General features: G+C 63.5%; 15 protein-coding genes. 9 read left to right on the forward strand and 6 right to left on the reverse strand.

Translation table 11 applies throughout. From position 1 onward, the window contains the following. The first annotated feature begins 46 nt into the window (after positions 1–46). The 5 genes from ACMDCR_RS26035 to ACMDCR_RS26055 all read left to right on the forward strand — a co-directional run bounded on the left by ACMDCR_RS26035 (position 47) and on the right by ACMDCR_RS26055 (position 5,195). Entirely contained in the window at positions 47–1,021 is a 975-nt protein-coding gene (locus tag ACMDCR_RS26035; protein ID WP_413993731.1) for a sulfate ABC transporter substrate-binding protein, read from the forward strand. A gap of 90 nt (positions 1,022–1,111) precedes the next feature. After that, positions 1,112–1,987, forward strand: coding sequence for a sulfate ABC transporter permease subunit CysT (cysT, locus tag ACMDCR_RS26040; protein ID WP_413989396.1), 876 nt, complete (start codon positions 1,112–1,114; stop codon positions 1,985–1,987). Beyond that, entirely contained in the window at positions 1,980–2,873 is an 894-nt protein-coding gene (cysW, locus tag ACMDCR_RS26045; protein WP_413989397.1) for a sulfate ABC transporter permease subunit CysW, read from the forward strand. Before cysT ends, cysW begins: the two co-directional genes overlap by 8 nt. 13 nt (positions 2,874–2,886) lie before the next feature. Further along, positions 2,887–3,999, forward strand: coding sequence for a sulfate/molybdate ABC transporter ATP-binding protein (locus tag ACMDCR_RS26050; RefSeq protein WP_413989398.1), 1,113 nt, complete (start codon positions 2,887–2,889; stop codon positions 3,997–3,999). A 221-nt stretch (positions 4,000–4,220) separates the two neighbouring features. Beyond that, positions 4,221–5,195 (forward strand): bile acid:sodium symporter family protein, encoded by a 975-nt coding sequence (locus ACMDCR_RS26055; protein WP_413993732.1) that lies wholly within the window; start codon positions 4,221–4,223, stop codon positions 5,193–5,195. A 14-nt stretch (positions 5,196–5,209) separates the two neighbouring features. Here the strand turns inward: ACMDCR_RS26055 and ACMDCR_RS26060 are convergent, their stop codons facing one another. The 6 genes from ACMDCR_RS26060 to ybgC all read right to left on the reverse strand — a co-directional run bounded on the left by ACMDCR_RS26060 (position 5,210) and on the right by ybgC (position 10,442). Continuing rightward, the gene (locus ACMDCR_RS26060) at positions 5,210–5,500 is read right to left on the reverse strand and encodes a hypothetical protein (protein ID WP_413989399.1); all 291 of its coding nucleotides are present in this window, start codon (positions 5,498–5,500) and stop codon (positions 5,210–5,212) included. Positions 5,501–5,732: 232 nt separating this feature from the next. Next, a complete protein-coding gene (gene tolB, locus ACMDCR_RS26065; RefSeq protein ID WP_413989400.1) occupies positions 5,733–6,956 on the reverse strand; it encodes a Tol-Pal system beta propeller repeat protein TolB in 1,224 nt (407 codons plus the stop codon). Positions 6,957–7,097: 141 nt separating this feature from the next. Beyond that, the gene (gene tolA, locus ACMDCR_RS26070; protein ID WP_413989401.1) at positions 7,098–8,417 is read right to left on the reverse strand and encodes a cell envelope integrity protein TolA; all 1,320 of its coding nucleotides are present in this window, start codon (positions 8,415–8,417) and stop codon (positions 7,098–7,100) included. 52 nt (positions 8,418–8,469) lie between these two features. Next, positions 8,470–8,928, reverse strand: a complete 459-nt coding sequence (locus ACMDCR_RS26075) for an ExbD/TolR family protein (protein WP_413989402.1) — start codon at positions 8,926–8,928, stop codon at positions 8,470–8,472. A 56-nt stretch (positions 8,929–8,984) separates the two neighbouring features. Next, entirely contained in the window at positions 8,985–9,707 is a 723-nt protein-coding gene (tolQ, locus tag ACMDCR_RS26080; protein ID WP_413989403.1) for a protein TolQ, read from the reverse strand. Positions 9,708–10,004: 297 nt separating this feature from the next. Then, the gene (ybgC, locus tag ACMDCR_RS26085) at positions 10,005–10,442 is read right to left on the reverse strand and encodes a tol-pal system-associated acyl-CoA thioesterase (protein WP_413989404.1); all 438 of its coding nucleotides are present in this window, start codon (positions 10,440–10,442) and stop codon (positions 10,005–10,007) included. A 112-nt stretch (positions 10,443–10,554) separates the two neighbouring features. Here ybgC and ybgF point away from each other — a divergent pair, with 112 nt between their 5' ends. From ybgF to ACMDCR_RS26105, 4 genes are all read left to right on the forward strand, one after another. Then, positions 10,555–11,772: a tol-pal system protein YbgF gene (gene ybgF, locus ACMDCR_RS26090; RefSeq protein ID WP_413989405.1), complete on the forward strand. Its 1,218-nt coding sequence runs from the start codon at positions 10,555–10,557 to the stop codon at positions 11,770–11,772. A gap of 87 nt (positions 11,773–11,859) precedes the next feature. Continuing rightward, positions 11,860–12,891, forward strand: a complete 1,032-nt coding sequence (tilS, locus tag ACMDCR_RS26095) for a tRNA lysidine(34) synthetase TilS (protein WP_413989406.1) — start codon at positions 11,860–11,862, stop codon at positions 12,889–12,891. Positions 12,892–13,147: 256 nt separating this feature from the next. Further along, on the forward strand, positions 13,148–15,073 hold the full coding sequence (ftsH, locus tag ACMDCR_RS26100) for an ATP-dependent zinc metalloprotease FtsH (RefSeq protein ID WP_413989407.1): 1,926 nt from the start codon (positions 13,148–13,150) through the stop codon (positions 15,071–15,073). A gap of 207 nt (positions 15,074–15,280) precedes the next feature. Next, on the forward strand, positions 15,281–16,447 hold the full coding sequence (locus tag ACMDCR_RS26105; RefSeq protein ID WP_413989408.1) for a papain-like cysteine protease family protein: 1,167 nt from the start codon (positions 15,281–15,283) through the stop codon (positions 16,445–16,447). Positions 16,448–16,468: the final 21 nt, after the last annotated feature.

A 16,468-nucleotide genomic window follows, 5' to 3' on the forward strand; every position in this document is an offset into this window, starting at 1 on the left:
CAGGGACACGCTCGTCGTCCTGCTCGCGCTCGGCTTCGTGCTGTGGATGACCTTTGGCAGCCCCTCACGCGCCCATGCGGCCGAACTCCTCAACGTCTCCTATGACGCCACGCGCGAGCTCTACAAGGAAATCAACAAGGCCTTTGCCGCCGACTGGAAGGCCAGGACCGGCGAGGACATCACCATCAAGCAGTCGCATGCCGGCTCGGGCAAGCAGTCGCGCGCCGTCATCGACGGGCTCGATGCCGATGTGGTGACGCTGGCCCTCTCCAACGACATCGACGCCATCGCCAAGGCAACGGATAAGATCCCGGCCGACTGGCAGTCCCGCCTGCCCCGCAATTCCACGCCCTATGCCTCGACCATCGTCCTGGTGGTGCGCAAGGGCAATCCCAAGAACATCAAGGACTGGGACGATCTCGTCCGCCCGGACGTCGCGGTCATCACCGGCAATCCCAAGACCGGCGGCGGTACGCGCTGGAACTACCTCGCCGCTTGGGGCTACGCGTGGGACAAGACCGGCGGGGACGAGGCCAAGACACGCGATTTCGTGGCCGCTCTCTACAGGAATGTGCCGGTGCTCGATTCCGCCGCCCGCGGCGCCACCATCACCTTCGCCCAGCGCGAGGTCGGCGACGTGATGATCGCTTGGGAGAACGAAGCCTATCTGACCCTGCAGGAATTCGGCGCCGACAAGTTCGAGATCGTCACGCCCTCGGAATCGATCCTGGCCGAGCCGCCTGTCGCGGTCGTTGACGGCAATGTAGATGCCAAGGGCACTCGCAAGCAGGCGGAGGCCTATCTGAATTTTCTCTACACCCCGGCCGCGCAGAAGATCATCGCCCATAATGGCTATCGCGCCTTCGACACTTCGGCAGCCGATCCGGCTGATCTCGCCCGTTTCGCCAAGCTGAAGCTGTTCAGCATCAACGACCCGCAATTCGGCGGCTGGAAGACCGTGCAGCCCAAGCATTTCGAGGATGGCGGCATCTTCGACCAGATCTACAAGCCCAAGGGCTAGGATATGCATGACTTTTGGCCGGCGGTCGATGAACATGCCCAAGCAGGAAGGGCTGTCATCCCCGGCACCGCCGTAGGATAGGAAATCCCCATGGCCGATACCGCCCTCCGGCAGGCCGCAGTCGCCCGCCCCCGAGCCTCCTTCGTCGCGCCCAGCGCCCTGCCGGGCTTTGGCCTGACCTTCGGCTATACCATCCTCTACCTCAGCCTGATCGTGCTGATCCCGCTGGCGGCCCTGCTGCACAAATCCGCCGTGCTCGGCCCCTCAGGCATCCTGGCGATCGCGCTGGAACCGCAGGTCTTCGCAGCACTGCGCGTCACCTTCGGCATCTCCTTCCTGGCGGCTATCGTCAATGTCGTGTTCGGCGTGATCGTGGCCTGGGTGCTGTCGCGCTATGATTTCCCGGGCAAGCGTCTGGTCGATGCGGCGGTGGACCTGCCCTTTGCCCTGCCGACCGCGGTGGCCGGCCTGGCGCTATCGAGCCTCTACGCCTCCAATGGCTGGATCGGCCAGTTCTTCGCCATGGGAGGCATCAAGGTCGCCTACACGCCCAAGGGCATCTTCGTCGCCCTCGTCTTCATCGGCCTGCCCTTCGTGGTGCGCACGCTGCAGCCGGTGCTGGCGGAGATCGACAAGGAGATCGAGGAGGCTTCCGCCACGCTCGGCGCCACTCGTTTCCAGACGGTGACGCGGGTGCTGCTGCCACCCTTGCTTCCTGCCGTCCTGACGGGCTTCGCCCTCGCCTTCGCCCGGGCCGTGGGCGAATATGGCTCGGTGATCTTCATCGCCGGCAATATTCCCTACGTCTCGGAGATCGTGCCCAGCCTGATCTTCCAGAAGCTCGAGCAGAACAAATATGCGGACGCCGCCGCCATAGCCATTATCATGCTGGCGATCTCCTTCGCGGTACTGCTGATCATCAATCTCATCCAGGCCTGGAGCCGCAAGAGGACAGGCGATGTCTGAGCTCGCAATCGAACTTTACCGCGAGCCGCCGGTTTCGCGCGAACACAACGTCACCACCGAGTCGCGCTGGGTGCGGCGGATGCTTATCGGCATCGCGCTGGTCTTTCTTGCTGCCTTCCTCGTGGTGCCGCTGATCGAGGTGTTCTACGAAGCCTTCCGTACCGGGGCGGCAGCCTATTTCGCGAGCTTCGAGGATCCGGACACGCAGACAGCGATCTGGATGACGCTCGGCGTCGCCGCCATCGCCGTGCCGCTCAACGTTGTCTTCGGCGTGATTGCCGCCTGGGCCATCGCCAAGTTCGAATTCAAGGGCAAAAGCCTGCTGATCACCCTGATCGACCTGCCCTTCTCGGTGTCGCCGGTGGTGGCGGGCCTGGTCTTCGTGCTGCTGTTCGGCGCGCAGGGCCTGTTCGGCCCCTGGCTCAACGCCCATCGCATCCACATCATCTTCGCCTTGCCCGGCATCGTGCTCGCGACGATCTTCGTCACCTTCCCCTTCGTGGCGCGCGAACTGATCCCGCTGATGCAGACGCAGGGCAAGTCGGACGAGGAAGCGGCCCTGACACTAGGAGCCTCGCCGCTGCGGATGTTCTGGACGGTGACCATTCCCAACATCCGCTGGGGCCTGCTCTACGGCGTGCTGCTCTGCAATGCCCGCGCCATGGGCGAGTTCGGTGCCGTCTCCGTGGTCTCCGGCCACGTCATCGGCGGCACCAACACCATGCCCCTGCACATCCAGATCCTCTATGAGGGCGGCGGGGACGGCGCCACAGCCGCTTTTGCCGTCGCCTCCCTTCTCGCCATGCTCGCCCTCGTCACCCTCGTCGCCAAGACCATCCTGGAATGGCGCTATGGGGATGAGCTGGCGCGCGGCGCCAAACATTAAGGAGTTCGTGACCATGGATATCCGCGTTACGGGCCTCACCAAGAGCTACGGTATCTCGCCTGCCCTGCACGGCATCGATCTCGACATCAAGTCGGGTGAACTGCTCGGCCTGCTCGGCCCCTCCGGCTCGGGCAAGACCACGCTGCTGCGCATCATCGCCGGGCTCGAGCAGCCCAGCACAGGCACCGTCTTCTTCGGCGCGGACGACACCTCGCGCCTCAGCGTGCAGGAGCGCCGCGTCGGCTTCGTCTTCCAGCATTACGCCCTGTTCCGGCACATGTCGGTGGCCGACAATGTCGCCTATGGCCTGCGCGTACGCCCACGAGGCAAGCGCCCGGCCGAAGCCGAGATCGTCAAGCGCGTGGCCGATCTCCTCGAACTCGTACAGCTCGGCGCTTATGGCCAGCGCTTCCCGGCCCAGCTTTCCGGCGGCCAGCGCCAGCGCGTGGCGCTCGCCCGAGCTCTTGCGGTAGAGCCCAAGGTGCTGCTGCTGGATGAGCCCTTCGGCGCACTGGACGCCAAGGTGCGGAAGGATCTGCGTTCATGGCTGCGCACCATCCACGACAAGACCGGCCACACCACCATCTTCGTCACCCATGACCAGGACGAAGCGCTGGAATTGTCGGACCGCATCGCCGTGCTCGACAAGGGCCGAATCGACCAACTCGGCGTGCCCGACGAGATCTACGACCATCCCGCCACGCCTTTCATCTTCGGCTTCATCGGCGAATCCAGCCGCGTGCCGGTGACGTTGACCGGAGGGCGGATCCGGTTCGAAGGCACCACCCTGCCCTTCAATGCCGAAGGCCTGCCGGATGGGCCCGCCACGCTCTTCGTGCGTCCGCACGATGTCGCCCCCGTGGAGCCGGCGTCGGGCACGCTCAACGGCGTGGTGGTGGCGCAACGCCGCGTCGGCGCCACCCGCCGCCTGGAAGTGGCACTCGGCGCCCAGCGCACCATCGTTGAAGCCGACCTGCCGGCCCTGCGCGCCGGCGAGACCAACAAGCCGGTGGGCTTGAAGCTCCTCAACGCCACCATCTTCGCCAGCAATGGCGAAGTGCGCTACTTTCGGGGCCCGAATATCGACCCCGTCGTCGTAAGGCCGAGCGCCTTTCAAAGGGCGTAGTAGTCCCGGGTGCGCGGACATCCTGTCCGCCTCTTGGAAACGATACTGTCGCAGGAATGGAAGAGCGGACAAGATGTCCGCGCACCCGGGACGAACTGGCTGGAAGCGACCATCACCCCATTTTGAGTGCAGCACGGCGGCAAGCCGTCTATGCTTCCTCGTCCCAGTCAATAGCGGCCATCCCTTTGCTTTCCCGATTTCGCCCCGATAATTTCACCCTGATGCTGGTCGCCACGGTCATCCTGGCGAGCTTCCTGCCCATCTCCGGACAGCCGGCCGTCTATTTCGGCTATGCCACCAATTTCGCCATCGCCCTGCTGTTCTTCCTGCACGGCGCGCGCCTGTCGCGGCAGACGGTGATCGCCGGCCTCTCGCATTGGCGGCTGCACCTCACCATCGTGCTCTCCACCTTCGTGCTCTTCCCCATCCTGGCGCTTGTCCTCGATTATGGGCTTGCCGCGGCACTCACCCCAGCGCTGGCCAGCGGCATCCTCTATCTGTCCATCCTGCCCTCGACCGTGCAGTCCTCGATCGCCTTCACCTCGATGGCTGGAGGCAATGTGCCGGCGGCTGTTTGCGCGGCCTCCGGCTCCAACATCATCGGTATCTTCGTCACGCCGATCCTCGCCGGCCTGCTGTTCAGCGCCCGCGGCGTCGGCTTTTCCACCGATGTGCTGCTGACCATCGTCAGCCAGCTGCTGCTGCCCTTCTTGCTCGGCCAGGTGCTGCAGCCCTGGATCGGCGACTTCATGCGCCGCCACAAGGCGGGGCTGAGCTACGTCGACCGCGGCTCGATCCTGATGGTCGTCTATCTCGCCTTCTCGGACGCGGTGGCGACGGGCCTGTGGAAGGAATTCTCGGCCATGGCCTTGCTCACCATGGTGCTCGTCAACGCCCTCCTGCTGGTGCTGGTGCTGCTGACCACCACCTATGCCAGCCGCTGGCTCGGCTTCTCCAAGGAGGACGAGATCACCATCGTGTTCTGTGGCTCGAAAAAGAGCCTCGCCAGCGGCGTGCCCATGGCGACCGTCATCTTCGCCGGCCAGAACATCGGCGCCATCGTTCTGCCTCTGATGCTGTTCCACCAGATCCAGCTGATGACCTGCGCCGTCCTGGCCCAGCGCTACGCCAAGCGCCTGAAGTCCGATGTCATCGTTGCGACGGAAGGCACGGCCAACGCACCGGCGAAGTCATAGCGGACGCCGGATAGTCACGATGTCTCCGAGGTCGCCTCGGCATCCTCGACAATCAGGCCGACGAGCCGGGTGAGTTCTCGCGCCGCGGGGGTACGCGCCTGGGTTTTGAGGAAATCGATCAGGGAGATGACGCGAATATCGCCATCGCCGTTCGCGCCCGCCCGACAATGATGCTCGACGAACAGCTCACCCTTGTCGTCCTTGGCGAGTAGCCAGCTATTGCCCTCATGATCGGTATCGAGAAGACGCTTCTTGATATCAACGACGACGATATCCTCTTCTCCCCGCAGATCCAGGTCAGCCATGGCGACCTCCTTCCATTGGGGCCTTTGCATCTCCACTATCCGGCGCGGGATACGTTCCCCAATGCCCAATCTCCCATGCAAAGGCGCCTATTTGATGGGTCTCAGAGGGAAAACACCCAGCGACGGAGGGATGTTCCGCCCAGAGCGGATCGTGACGCCGCTATAAAGAAAAACCCTCCTGACGAGGTGTCAGGAGGGCGGCTTCACGTTCAATCTGAAACTGTCGTCAGTTCTACCGGGAGGCCATCATATTGGTCGACCAGGCCGGATCCGAGGCATAGCCCTGGGTCGGCACGCGCTGCTCGGGCGTGCCGAAGATCGAGGCTTGCCAGAGCTGCGGGCCCTGGCCGAGATCGCGGAACCACATCAGGTAGAGGCCGTTCGGCGCCCAGGTCGGGCCCTCATTGTGGAAGCCCTCGGTGATCATGCGCACGCCCGTGCCGTCCGGCTTCATGATGCCGATGCCGAACTTGCCGCCCATCTGGCGGGTGAAGGCGATGAGGTCGGAGCGCGGCGACCAGACCGGCGTCGAGAAGCGGGCACCGCCGTCACCCGAGGTGATGCGCTGCTGGTTCGAGCCGTCTGCGTTCATGATGTAGATCTGCTGGGTGCCCCCGCGGTCGGACTCGAACACCACGCGGCTGCCGTCCGGCGAGTAGGAGGGCGACGTGTCGATGGCGCTGCCATCCGTGAGTTGGGAACTCTGGTGCGACTGCAGGTTCATGACCTGGATGGTCGAGGCGCCGTTGTTCTCAAGACTCATGATCACCTTGCGGCCATCCGGTGAGAAACGCGGCGAGAAGGTCATGCCCGGGAAGTTGCCGACCACCTCACGCTGGCCGGTCTGGATATTGGCAAGGAAGACACGCGGATCGGCATCGCCGAAGGAGAGATAAGTCAGCTCCTGGTTGGTCGGCGAGAAGCGCGGCGTCAGCACCAGGTCGTTCCCGCGGCTGAGATAGACGACATTGGCGCCGTCCTGATCCATCACGGCAAGACGCTTCACCCGTTTGTCAGCGGGCCCGGACTCGGCAATGTAGGCAACGCGTGTATCGAAGGCACCTGGTTCGCCGGTAACGGCCTTGAACACCGTGTTGGCAGCCACATGGGCAAGCTGGCGCCAGTTGTTCGCGGACGTCGTGAATTGCTGGCCGGCGATCTGCTTGCCCTGAGCGACGTCCCACACGCGCACCTGAATGCTGAGACCGCTGCCTGATGGGACGACCTGGCCGGCGACGATCACCTGCGCATTCAAAGTCTGCCAACTGCCGAAATTCGGCTGGGCATTGGGGCCGACCTGTTCCACGAAGGCCTTGGGATCGATCGGCTGGAACAGCCCGGAGCGGCTCAGGTCGTTGGAGATGATGCCGGAGAGGTCCTTGCCGCCGCCGCTGATGTTCATGATGGCGACGGAGGTGGGCGTTATTCCTGCTCCACCGTCAAAGTTGAGTGTCATGATCCTATCTTGCGCTACCGCCGGTACGGTCGCGCTCGCGAGAATGAGAGCCAAAGCGGCCGCGCACAAACGGACTTTGGCTTGTAAGAAGGAGGCGATGGACATTCTTATCTCTCGTATTTGCAGACTCTACGCGCCGTCTCAGAAACTGCCCGGCCTGACGACGTAGTTAAAGACCTTCCACGAGGCGTAGAGTTCGGGTTTGAACTTGAGCGGATTATCCGATGTGATGCATCGCTTGATGGCGCGAGTGACCGCTCCGGCGACAGTCGTACTCGTCGAATCGACAAGTTCAGTTTGAGCGACTGTGCCGTCCTCATTCATATGAAGCCGGATTGTTGCCTTCTCCTGGTCACCATTCACGCCAAGCTGAAGATTGAGGCAGCCTCGGATCTGGTTGTTGATCATGCCTTGCATAGCCATTTGCTCGGTCGCCGTGGCCTTTCTGCCTGTTGCTTCAGGAGCACCGGTCGATGCAGTCTGGCCGACATTGTCCCTGGTATTGCCGGCTCGTCCGGACGGCTTGCTTGGCGTGGTGGCAGGGCCGGCACTAGCGAGCTTGGTACCTTCCTTCGCCTGGCGCTTGGCGAGCAACCCCTGGATCCCATTCAGCGCAGCGGCTTGCTTGGCAGCCTGTGCCTGCTGTGCAGCGAGCTTATCCGCAGCAGCCTTCTTGGCTGCGGCAGCCTTTTCAATTGCAGCTTCAGCGTCGGCCAGCTTCTGCTTGTCGGCAGCTGCCTTCTTAGCCGCGGCCTCCTGGGCAGCTTTCTCGGCAGCAGCCTTGGCGGCATCCTGCGCGGCCTTGTCGGCAGCGGCCTTCTTGGCGGCTTCCTGGGCCGCCTGATCCTGCGCGGCCTGCGCCATCTTCAGAGCCAGCGCTTTTTGATCTGCGGCTTTCTGCTCGGCAGCCTTCTGTTCCGCGGCCTTCTGTTCCGCAGCCTTTTGCTGAGCCTGCCTTGCGGCCTCGGCCTGTTTGGCCTGCTGCTCCTTGGCGGCGGCATCCGCCGCGGCCTGGGCCATCTTGGCCAATGCGTCCGTGCTGACCTTGTCGGGCTTGGTGTCCGGCTTGGGGGGTTGCGGCGGCGTTGGAGGCATGGGTGGCGTCGGTACGGCGTCGTTCTTCGCCTGGCTGGGCGGCGGCGGGGGCGGCGGCTGGTCGTCGGAATTGTCGGCGACCTGCTGGTCCGGCACATCGCGCATCGGCGGCATAGGTGGCGAGGGTGTGGGCGAACTGGCGGATGAGCCGCTGGCCTGGTTGGAAGTCTGTGGGGTGTCGGAAGATTGCGCAGACTGTGCGGACGGATCACCCTTCATGATCTCGTTATATTCCGCCGTGGAAATGGTATCGATCACCGTTTCGGGCGTCGATTCAAGCGGCGCGGCAGCCGGCCACGCAAATAGAAGCGCGCCAATCAACACCGCGTGCACAATCGCCGAAACGGGAAGTCCATAATCACGCATTTTACTCAAACCGGCCTTTTCGATTGGCGCCTGTCGGCCATCGCAGTCGTCGTCAATTCTTCTGATCGGTGATCAGGGCCACCTTCTTGTAGCCGGCCGCCGACATCATCCCCATGATGTTCATGACCTGGCCGTAATTGGCGTTCTTGTCGCCGCGCACGAAAATGCGGTCATCGAGCCCCGCGCCGTTGTCGGCCATCGACTTGAGCTTGTCGAGGAGGTTGGGCTCCGGCGTCTCGCTGTCATTGATATAGGCGCCGCCATCCTGCTTGACCGAGATGGTCAGCGGCTTCTTGTTCACGGAGACCGCTCCAGCCGCCGTCTTCGGCAGGTCCAGCGTCACGCCCGAGGTCAGCAGCGGTGCGGCGACCATGAAGATGATCAGCAGGCAGAGCATGACGTCGATGAACGGCGTCATGTTGATATCGGCGATCGGCGCTTTGCGGCGGCTGCGGCGACGGCGCGTGCCGCCACCCGAACCGCCTGCCCCTGCCGCTACACTTCCAGCCATGATGCAATCCTTGGAAAAAGAGAGTCGGTCGTCACAGCCCTTTCGGGCGGCCAGATTCAAGCAGCCATGCGCTCGTCGATCTGGCGCGACAGGATGGCGGAGAACTCGTCGGCAAAGCCTTCGAGCCGTCCCTGCTGCTTGGCGACTTCGGCGTTGAACTTGTTGTAGGCGATCACGGCCGGAATGGCGGCGACCAGGCCCATCGCGGTGGCGAACAGCGCTTCCGAGATGCCCGGCGCCACGGCGGCGAGCGAGGTGTTCTTGGTGGCGGCGATCGACTGGAAGGCCGTCATGATGCCGATAACAGTGCCGAACAGGCCGATGAAGGGCCCCGACGAGCCGACGGTGGCGAGCACCAGGAGCTTGGATTCGAGACGCTCGGCCTCGCGCTGGATGGTGACGTCCATCACCTTCTCTATGCGGGCGTGCAGGCCGAGGAAAGAGCGGTTAGGCGTCTCCAGCGAGCGCTTCCATTCGCGCATGGCGGAGACGAACAGGCCGGCCATGCCATAATTGTTCTGGCGCTGCGACAGCGAGCGATAGAGGTCCTCCAGGCTCTGGCCGGACCAGAAGACCTGCTCGAAGCGGTTCATGGCGGCACGGGAGCGGGAGAACAGGATCGTCTTGTCGATGATGATGGCCCAGCACCAGATCGAGGCGATCATCAGGCCGATCATGACGATCTGCACCACCAGTCCCGCGTGAAGAACCAATCCGATCAGGCTCACATCCGCGACGGGAGCCAGTGCTGTCTGGGCAATATCCGCTGTCGAGTCCATACGTCCAAATCCTCGTCCTGAAGCCGGCGAGCCTACCTCACACCAAACGATACTCAGGAAATCCATGGGCGACGTTGTGCAGGGCAACAACGTCAGCGATCCCTGGTCCTTTTGGCTTTTGAATGTGACCGCAGTACGGCACCTTTCCCTCGCCGCAAAGCGCGGCAGATTTCCGGCCTATTGACCATCCGTATCGTTAATGTCGGGTTACGGCAGGGAAGATTTTAACATTTCTTGTTCATGATGCGGTGCAACATGGATCGGAAGGTGCGGCGAATTAAGCCAGGCACGGTCTTCTCAGGCCTCCCCCTTCCAACTTGCCAGCACCTTGCGCAGCACCTCCGGCAGCCTTTGCGGCCTGCCGCCCTTGATGCAGACCACCAGAACCTCCGCCGTGGTCAGCACTTCCTCGCCGCGGCGGATCGTCTGCGAGAGGTTGAGCGAAGGCCCGCGCACGAGGCCGGCCTTGGTCTGGACTTCGATGATGTCGTCCATGAGGGCGGGCCGCAGGAAGTCCACCCGTATCGAGCGTACGGCAAAGGCGATGCCTTCCTCGCGATGCAGCGCCATCTGGTCGACGCCCAGCGCCCGGATGAACTCGGTCCGGCCCCTCTCGAAGAAGCGCAGATAGTTGGCATGGTAGACGATGCCGGAGAAATCCGTGTCCTCGTAATAAACCCGTAGCGGCAGGTGGTGGCCGTCGCCATTAAGCACGCCGCCAGAATTACTGATCATTTGGCTAATTCTCTCATGGGGAAAGCCGGTTCTTCAAAGTTTCGCCTGACTTGGCCTGTGTGGTATCGACATGTCCAATCCTGGATCGATTTGCAACCCCAAGAGCCGCCCTATGAGCCGCCCCCTGCTCCGCCCCGTCTCCGCCGCGCTCCTGGCGACCGTGTCCCTGGCCGTGACACTGGCGCTGTCCCCGGGCCTGGCTCGCGCTGCCCAATATGATGATGGATTGATGCCGCCCGGCTCGGTTGGGCAGGACCAGACCTATCAGGATCGGACATATCGGGACCCGCAGGCCTATCCCGACCCGCGCCCCCAGGATGGCTATGGCCGCCAGAACGACGGGCAGGCCACCTATGACCAGAGCCAGCAGGACAGCGGCCAGGCCGCACCGCCGCAGGATTATGGCCAGGCCCCCGCGGCGCCATCGTCCCCGCGCGGCGGCTATGTCGTGGCCCAGGATTCCACCATGGGCGATCTCTTGGTGCGGGTGCAGCGGCTGGAGGGCGACAACCGCCGCCTGAACGGCCAGATCGACGACCTGCAGTCGCAGATCCGCAAGCTCCAGGACGACATGAAGCGCCAGCAGGAGGATACGGAGTATCGCCTGCAGGCCCTGGAAGGCGGTGGTGGCGGAGGCGGCAAGGCGCCGCCACCCAAGCCCGTGCCGCAGAAACAGCGTAGCGGCCAGAACGGGCCGGGCACCCCGCCTCAGAATCTCGGCAGCATTCCGCCCGACAACCAGAACACCGACGTGGCGATGCAGGACCAGACCGGCGACGACCAGCCGGCGGCGGCGCCCCCGCCGCGTCAGCAGCGTGTGAACTCGCCGACCTCGGCAACCGGCCTGCCGGGAATCGCCGTCGACACCAACCGGCCGCTGGCCAGCAACGCGCCGGACGCCGGCATGGACGGCGGCGCTCCGGCTGCTGCAGCGCCCGGAACGCCCGAGGAGGAATACACCGCCGACTATCGCCTGTTCGAGAACCGGCAATATGAGCAGTCCGAGGCCGCCTTCCGCAGCTTCGTGGCGAACCACCCCAAGGACAAGCGCGTGCCGGATGCGATCCACTGGATCGGCGAGAGCCTCTACCAGCGCAAGCAATACACCGATGCGGCCGAGCAGTTCCTCAAGGTGACCAAGAGCTACGCCAAGTCGAGCCGCGCGCCGGCGAGCATGCTGAAGCTCGGCATCACCTTGGCCGCCATGGGCGAGAAGGACGCGGCCTGCGCCGCCCTCCAGGCCGTGGCCAGTAAATATCCCAAGGCCGGACCGACGATCCTGAGCGGCGCCGATCGCGAGATCAAGCGCAACGCCTGTACGGCTGGGTGAGCTGGGAGCCTAAGCTAAGGGCGCGACGTGAAGCCTTCCCCACGAATCTGGGGAAGGCTCGTGCCTACTCTTGAGAGAAGAGCGCCCTTGCCCGACCCCATCGCCCTGGACGAACTCCACTCGCTCTTCGCTGCTTTCGCCGCCCGTTCCCATGTCGTCCTCGCCGTCTCCGGCGGCGCCGATTCCACGGCGATGATGTTGCTGGCGACCCGCTGGCAGGAAGCGCATCCAGGCACCCGCCTCACGGTCGTCACCATCGACCACGCCCTGCGCCCCGAAAGCGCGGCCGAATGCACTGCCGTCACTGGCCAGGCGGAGAGGCTCGGCCTGCCCTGCCTCGTCCGCCACTGGAGCGGCCCCAAGCCCTCCTCACGGCTGCAGGAAAGCGCCCGCACGGCCCGCTACGCCCTGCTGGCGGAGGCCGCCGTGGAGATCGGCGCCGATGCCATCGCCACCGCCCACACCCTCGACGATCAGGCCGAGACCGTGCTGATGCGCCTGCTGCATGGATCGTCGGTCGATGGGCTTGCCGCCATGCGCCCCGAGAGCATGCGCAACGGACTCACGCATCTTCGCCCCCTCCTCGCTATCCCCAAGGCGAGGCTGGTGGCGACTCTTGAGGCCGAGGGCATCGCCTGGACCGAGGATCCCTCCAACCGCAACAGCCATTTCGAACGGGTGCGCCTGCGCCATCTCCTTGCCGAGTTCGCTCCGCTCGGTCTCGATTCCCGGCGTCTCGCCTTGCTGGCCGAGCGGGCGGCGCGCAGCGCCGACGCCCTGGAGGCGATCGCAGCGGCCGATTTCGCCCGGGCCTTCCGGCAGGATGGCACCGAAGGCGTTCTGGATGGCTCTGTCTATCGTGCCGCGCCGGCCGAGATCAGGCTGCGGCTTCTCGAACGCGCCATCGATCGAATCCGGCCGGGCGAAGCCGGGAAACCCTACGGCCTGCGGCTGGAAAGACTGGAAACGCTCGCGCAAGCTATCGGCGTCGCCTTGCCTGCCGGCGGAGCCCGGCAATGGAGCCTCGGCGGCGTGCTCGTCCGTCTGGCCCGAGGTGGCGATATCCACCTCGCCGCCGAGCCGCCTCGCCTGCGCGGACAGGTAAAAAACAAGGTGTAGAAAATGTCATTTACAGGCATTATGGACGCAGCTGGGAGGTGGGGACCCTAAAATGGGCCGCCTGTTCAATATCTTATGAAATGAGGTTCCTGCAGCGTCTTGGCCGTGACAAGCGCGCTGCGGCCCTGTAAGGGAGCGTTCGGTAATCTATCCCGAGGGCTTGCCTTGGCATTTGAGTTCCATATGCCTATTTTAGCCAGGATATCCTGTGGCACTCGCCGCGACACCGCAAAACGGCTGCCACGAAAGGCAAGAGATGAACGCGAACTTCCGTAATTTTGCACTTTGGGTGATCGTAGTGCTGCTGTTGCTGGCGCTGTTCACCCTGTTCCGTCAGACAGGTGGCCAGAGCGCTTCCGCCAACAGTGCCATCTCCTATTCGGAACTGGTGAAGTCCGCCAAGGATGGCAAGGTCAAGGCTGTCACCATCACCGGCAGCGAGTTGACTGGCACCTATACGACGGGCGAGCCATTCAGCGCCCAGTTGCCGAACGATCCGAACCTGGCCAAGACGCTGAACGACTATAATGTTCAGGTCAGCGCCGCCCCGCCGGGCGAGACGCCCTGGCTGCTCCAGCTCCTGCTGCAGGCCCTGCCGATCCTCGCTCTGATCGGCGTATGGATCTTCCTCTCGCGCCAGATGCAGGGCGCCGGCGGCAAGGCGATGGGATTCGGCAAGTCCAAGGCCAAGCTCCTCACAGAGGCGCATGGCCGCGTCACCTTCGATGACGTCGCGGGCATCGATGAAGCCAAGGAAGACCTGCAGGAAATCGTGGAGTTCCTGCGCGATCCCCAGAAGTTCCAACGCCTCGGCGGCCGCATTCCGCGCGGCGTGCTGCTGGTCGGCCCGCCTGGCACCGGCAAGACGCTGACGGCTCGCGCCGTCGCGGGTGAAGCCAATGTGCCCTTCTTCACCATCTCGGGTTCGGATTTCGTCGAAATGTTCGTCGGCGTCGGCGCCAGCCGCGTGCGCGACATGTTCGAGCAGGCCAAGAAGAACGCACCCTGCATCATCTTCATCGACGAAATCGACGCGGTCGGCCGCCATCGCGGCGCGGGTCTGGGCGGAGGCAACGACGAGCGCGAGCAGACGCTGAACCAGTTGCTGGTCGAGATGGATGGCTTCGAGACCAATGAAGGCATCATCATCATCGCCGCGACCAACCGTCCCGACGTGCTCGATCCGGCCCTGCTGCGTCCAGGCCGTTTCGACCGACAGATCGTCGTCTCCAACCCCGACCTGTCGGGCCGCGAGAAGATCCTGCGCGTACATGTGCGCAAGGTGCCGCTGGCGCCCGACGTCGACCTCAAGGTCATCGCCCGCGGTACGCCCGGCTTTTCCGGCGCCGATCTGATGAACCTGGTCAACGAGGCCGCCCTGCTTGCAGCCCGCCGCAACAAGCGCATGGTCACCCATGTCGAGTTCGAGGACGCCAAGGACAAGATCCTGATGGGTGCCGAGCGCCGTTCCGCCGCCATGACGCAGGAGGAGAAGGAGCTGACCGCCTATCACGAGGCCGGTCACGCCATCGTCGCGCTCAACGTGCCGCTGGCCGATCCCGTGCACAAGGCAACGATCATACCGCGTGGCCGCGCACTTGGGCTTGTCATGCAGCTCCCAGAGGGGGACCGTTACTCGTATAAGTACACCTTCATGACTTCGCGGCTTGCGATCCTGATGGGTGGCCGCGTCGCCGAAGAACTGCAATTTGGCAAGGACAATATCACCTCGGGTGCGACAAGCGACATCGAACAGGCAACCAAACTGGCAAAGTCGATGGTCACGCGCTGGGGTTATTCCGATATCCTCGGCACCGTCGCCTATGGCGACAACCAGGACGAGGTCTTCCTCGGCATGTCGATGGGGCGCACCCAGAGCGTGTCGGAAGCCACCGCCCAGAAGATCGATTCGGAAGTGCGACGCCTGGTCGGCGAGGCCCTTGACGAGGCACGTCGCATCTTGGTCGACAAGAAGGGCGACTTTGAGAACCTGGCCCATGCCCTGCTCGAATACGAGACGCTGACGGGCGACGAGATTAGGGATCTCCTCAACGGCAAGCCCCCGTCTCGCGATCCCCTGGAAGAGCCCGCGCCCAGTCGCGGCTCGGCGATTTCGCCGGGCAAGCCCCGCCGCCGCCCGCCGTCGGCGGACCCTGGCATGGAGCCGGCGCCGTCGGCGTGAACACTTGCCTAACACGAACTTCGGAAAGGCCGGTTCCTGGGACCGGCCTTTTTCATGTCCTCAACGCTTATCTTGCGGAAAATAGTACCTTCACACCGCAATCACGGCATCGGCGTATCCTTTGCGAGCATAGCCACAATGGCGAGCACATTGAATGGAATGCAGCAGATCTCAGGAGAATAAATCAAGCTCTCGAGGAGCAAGCTCATGCCTGACACGCCTCTCTTCGATTACACACTTCACTATAGTGGCCAGCTGGCCACTTCGAAGACGATCAACAATATCCTATTCGTTTCCGCGCATCTGCCTTTCAACATGCAGACCCAGACGCAGACAAATTGGTGCTGGGCGGCGACATCGACGAGCGTATCGCACTTCTATTGGCGTTGGAGCGGCTGGACACAATGCCTGGTAGCCAATGGGGAACTTGGCTTCAACAATTGCTGCTCATCGCCTGTGCCAAGCCCCTGCAACGTCCCCTGGTATCTCGACCGCGCGCTGACCCTGACGCAAAACCTCGATCACATGGTGTCCGCCACGATCACCTTCCAGGCGATCAAGGCCGAAATCGATGCCGGTCGGGTCATCGGCGCTCGCATAGGCTGGTCCGGGGGTGGCGGCCATTTCGTCGCCATCTATGGCTATAGCCGGGTCGGGCCCTTCGAGTTCCTCGATATAGACGATCCGATATACGGCAAAAGTCATCCGTCCCTTGCCACATTCACCAGCAATTATCGCGGCAGCGGACAGTGGACCCATACCTATTTCACCAAGAGGTGGCCAAACTTGCACGTGATACTCGCCGACCTTCCGCCATTGGTTGCCCGCAGGATCCAGGAGATCCGCCCGCTTGTCGGCATGAAGAACGCCGTTCCCGAGCAAACGGAGTCGGCAGATGCTTCCCTTGCGGCCGCCCATCTGGTCTATGTCGCCGGCATCACGGACATCCAGAAGGCCAAGGGCGACGACATCTTCTCATCGTCCTCCCAACGCTTCCTGCGCGTGTTCGATGTCGAGAACGGCAAGGCGACGGCTCTCTACGATCTCGACCAAGGCGAGGCAGCGGGCCTGCGCAGTTTTGAGAGCGATCCGGCGACCGTCGAACTGATGCAGCAGGGCGCTGACGAAGCTTCCAGGCTCGCGACGAAAGGCAAGGCTCCTCCCGAATTGCGTTTCGTCAGCATTCCCGCACTCTATGTCGAAGCCTTTTGGCTTCACTACGAGGATGCAGGCGAGGATATCTTCGTGCCGGTTCGGGGTATCGGGCTGTTCAAGCCGCTGGAAGCCATGCCGGCTCGCAAATTCAACGAAATCGTCATGGCGGCGGCCCGGGATCGCAAGCCGGCCGATCCCACGGACAGCATCGCGCCGTGACAGCGCTGCTTCGGCACAGCA

The sequence above is a fragment of the Labrys okinawensis genome, assembly GCF_047345005.1.
In the GTDB taxonomy this organism is placed as follows: domain Bacteria; phylum Pseudomonadota; class Alphaproteobacteria; order Rhizobiales; family Labraceae; genus Labrys; species Labrys okinawensis.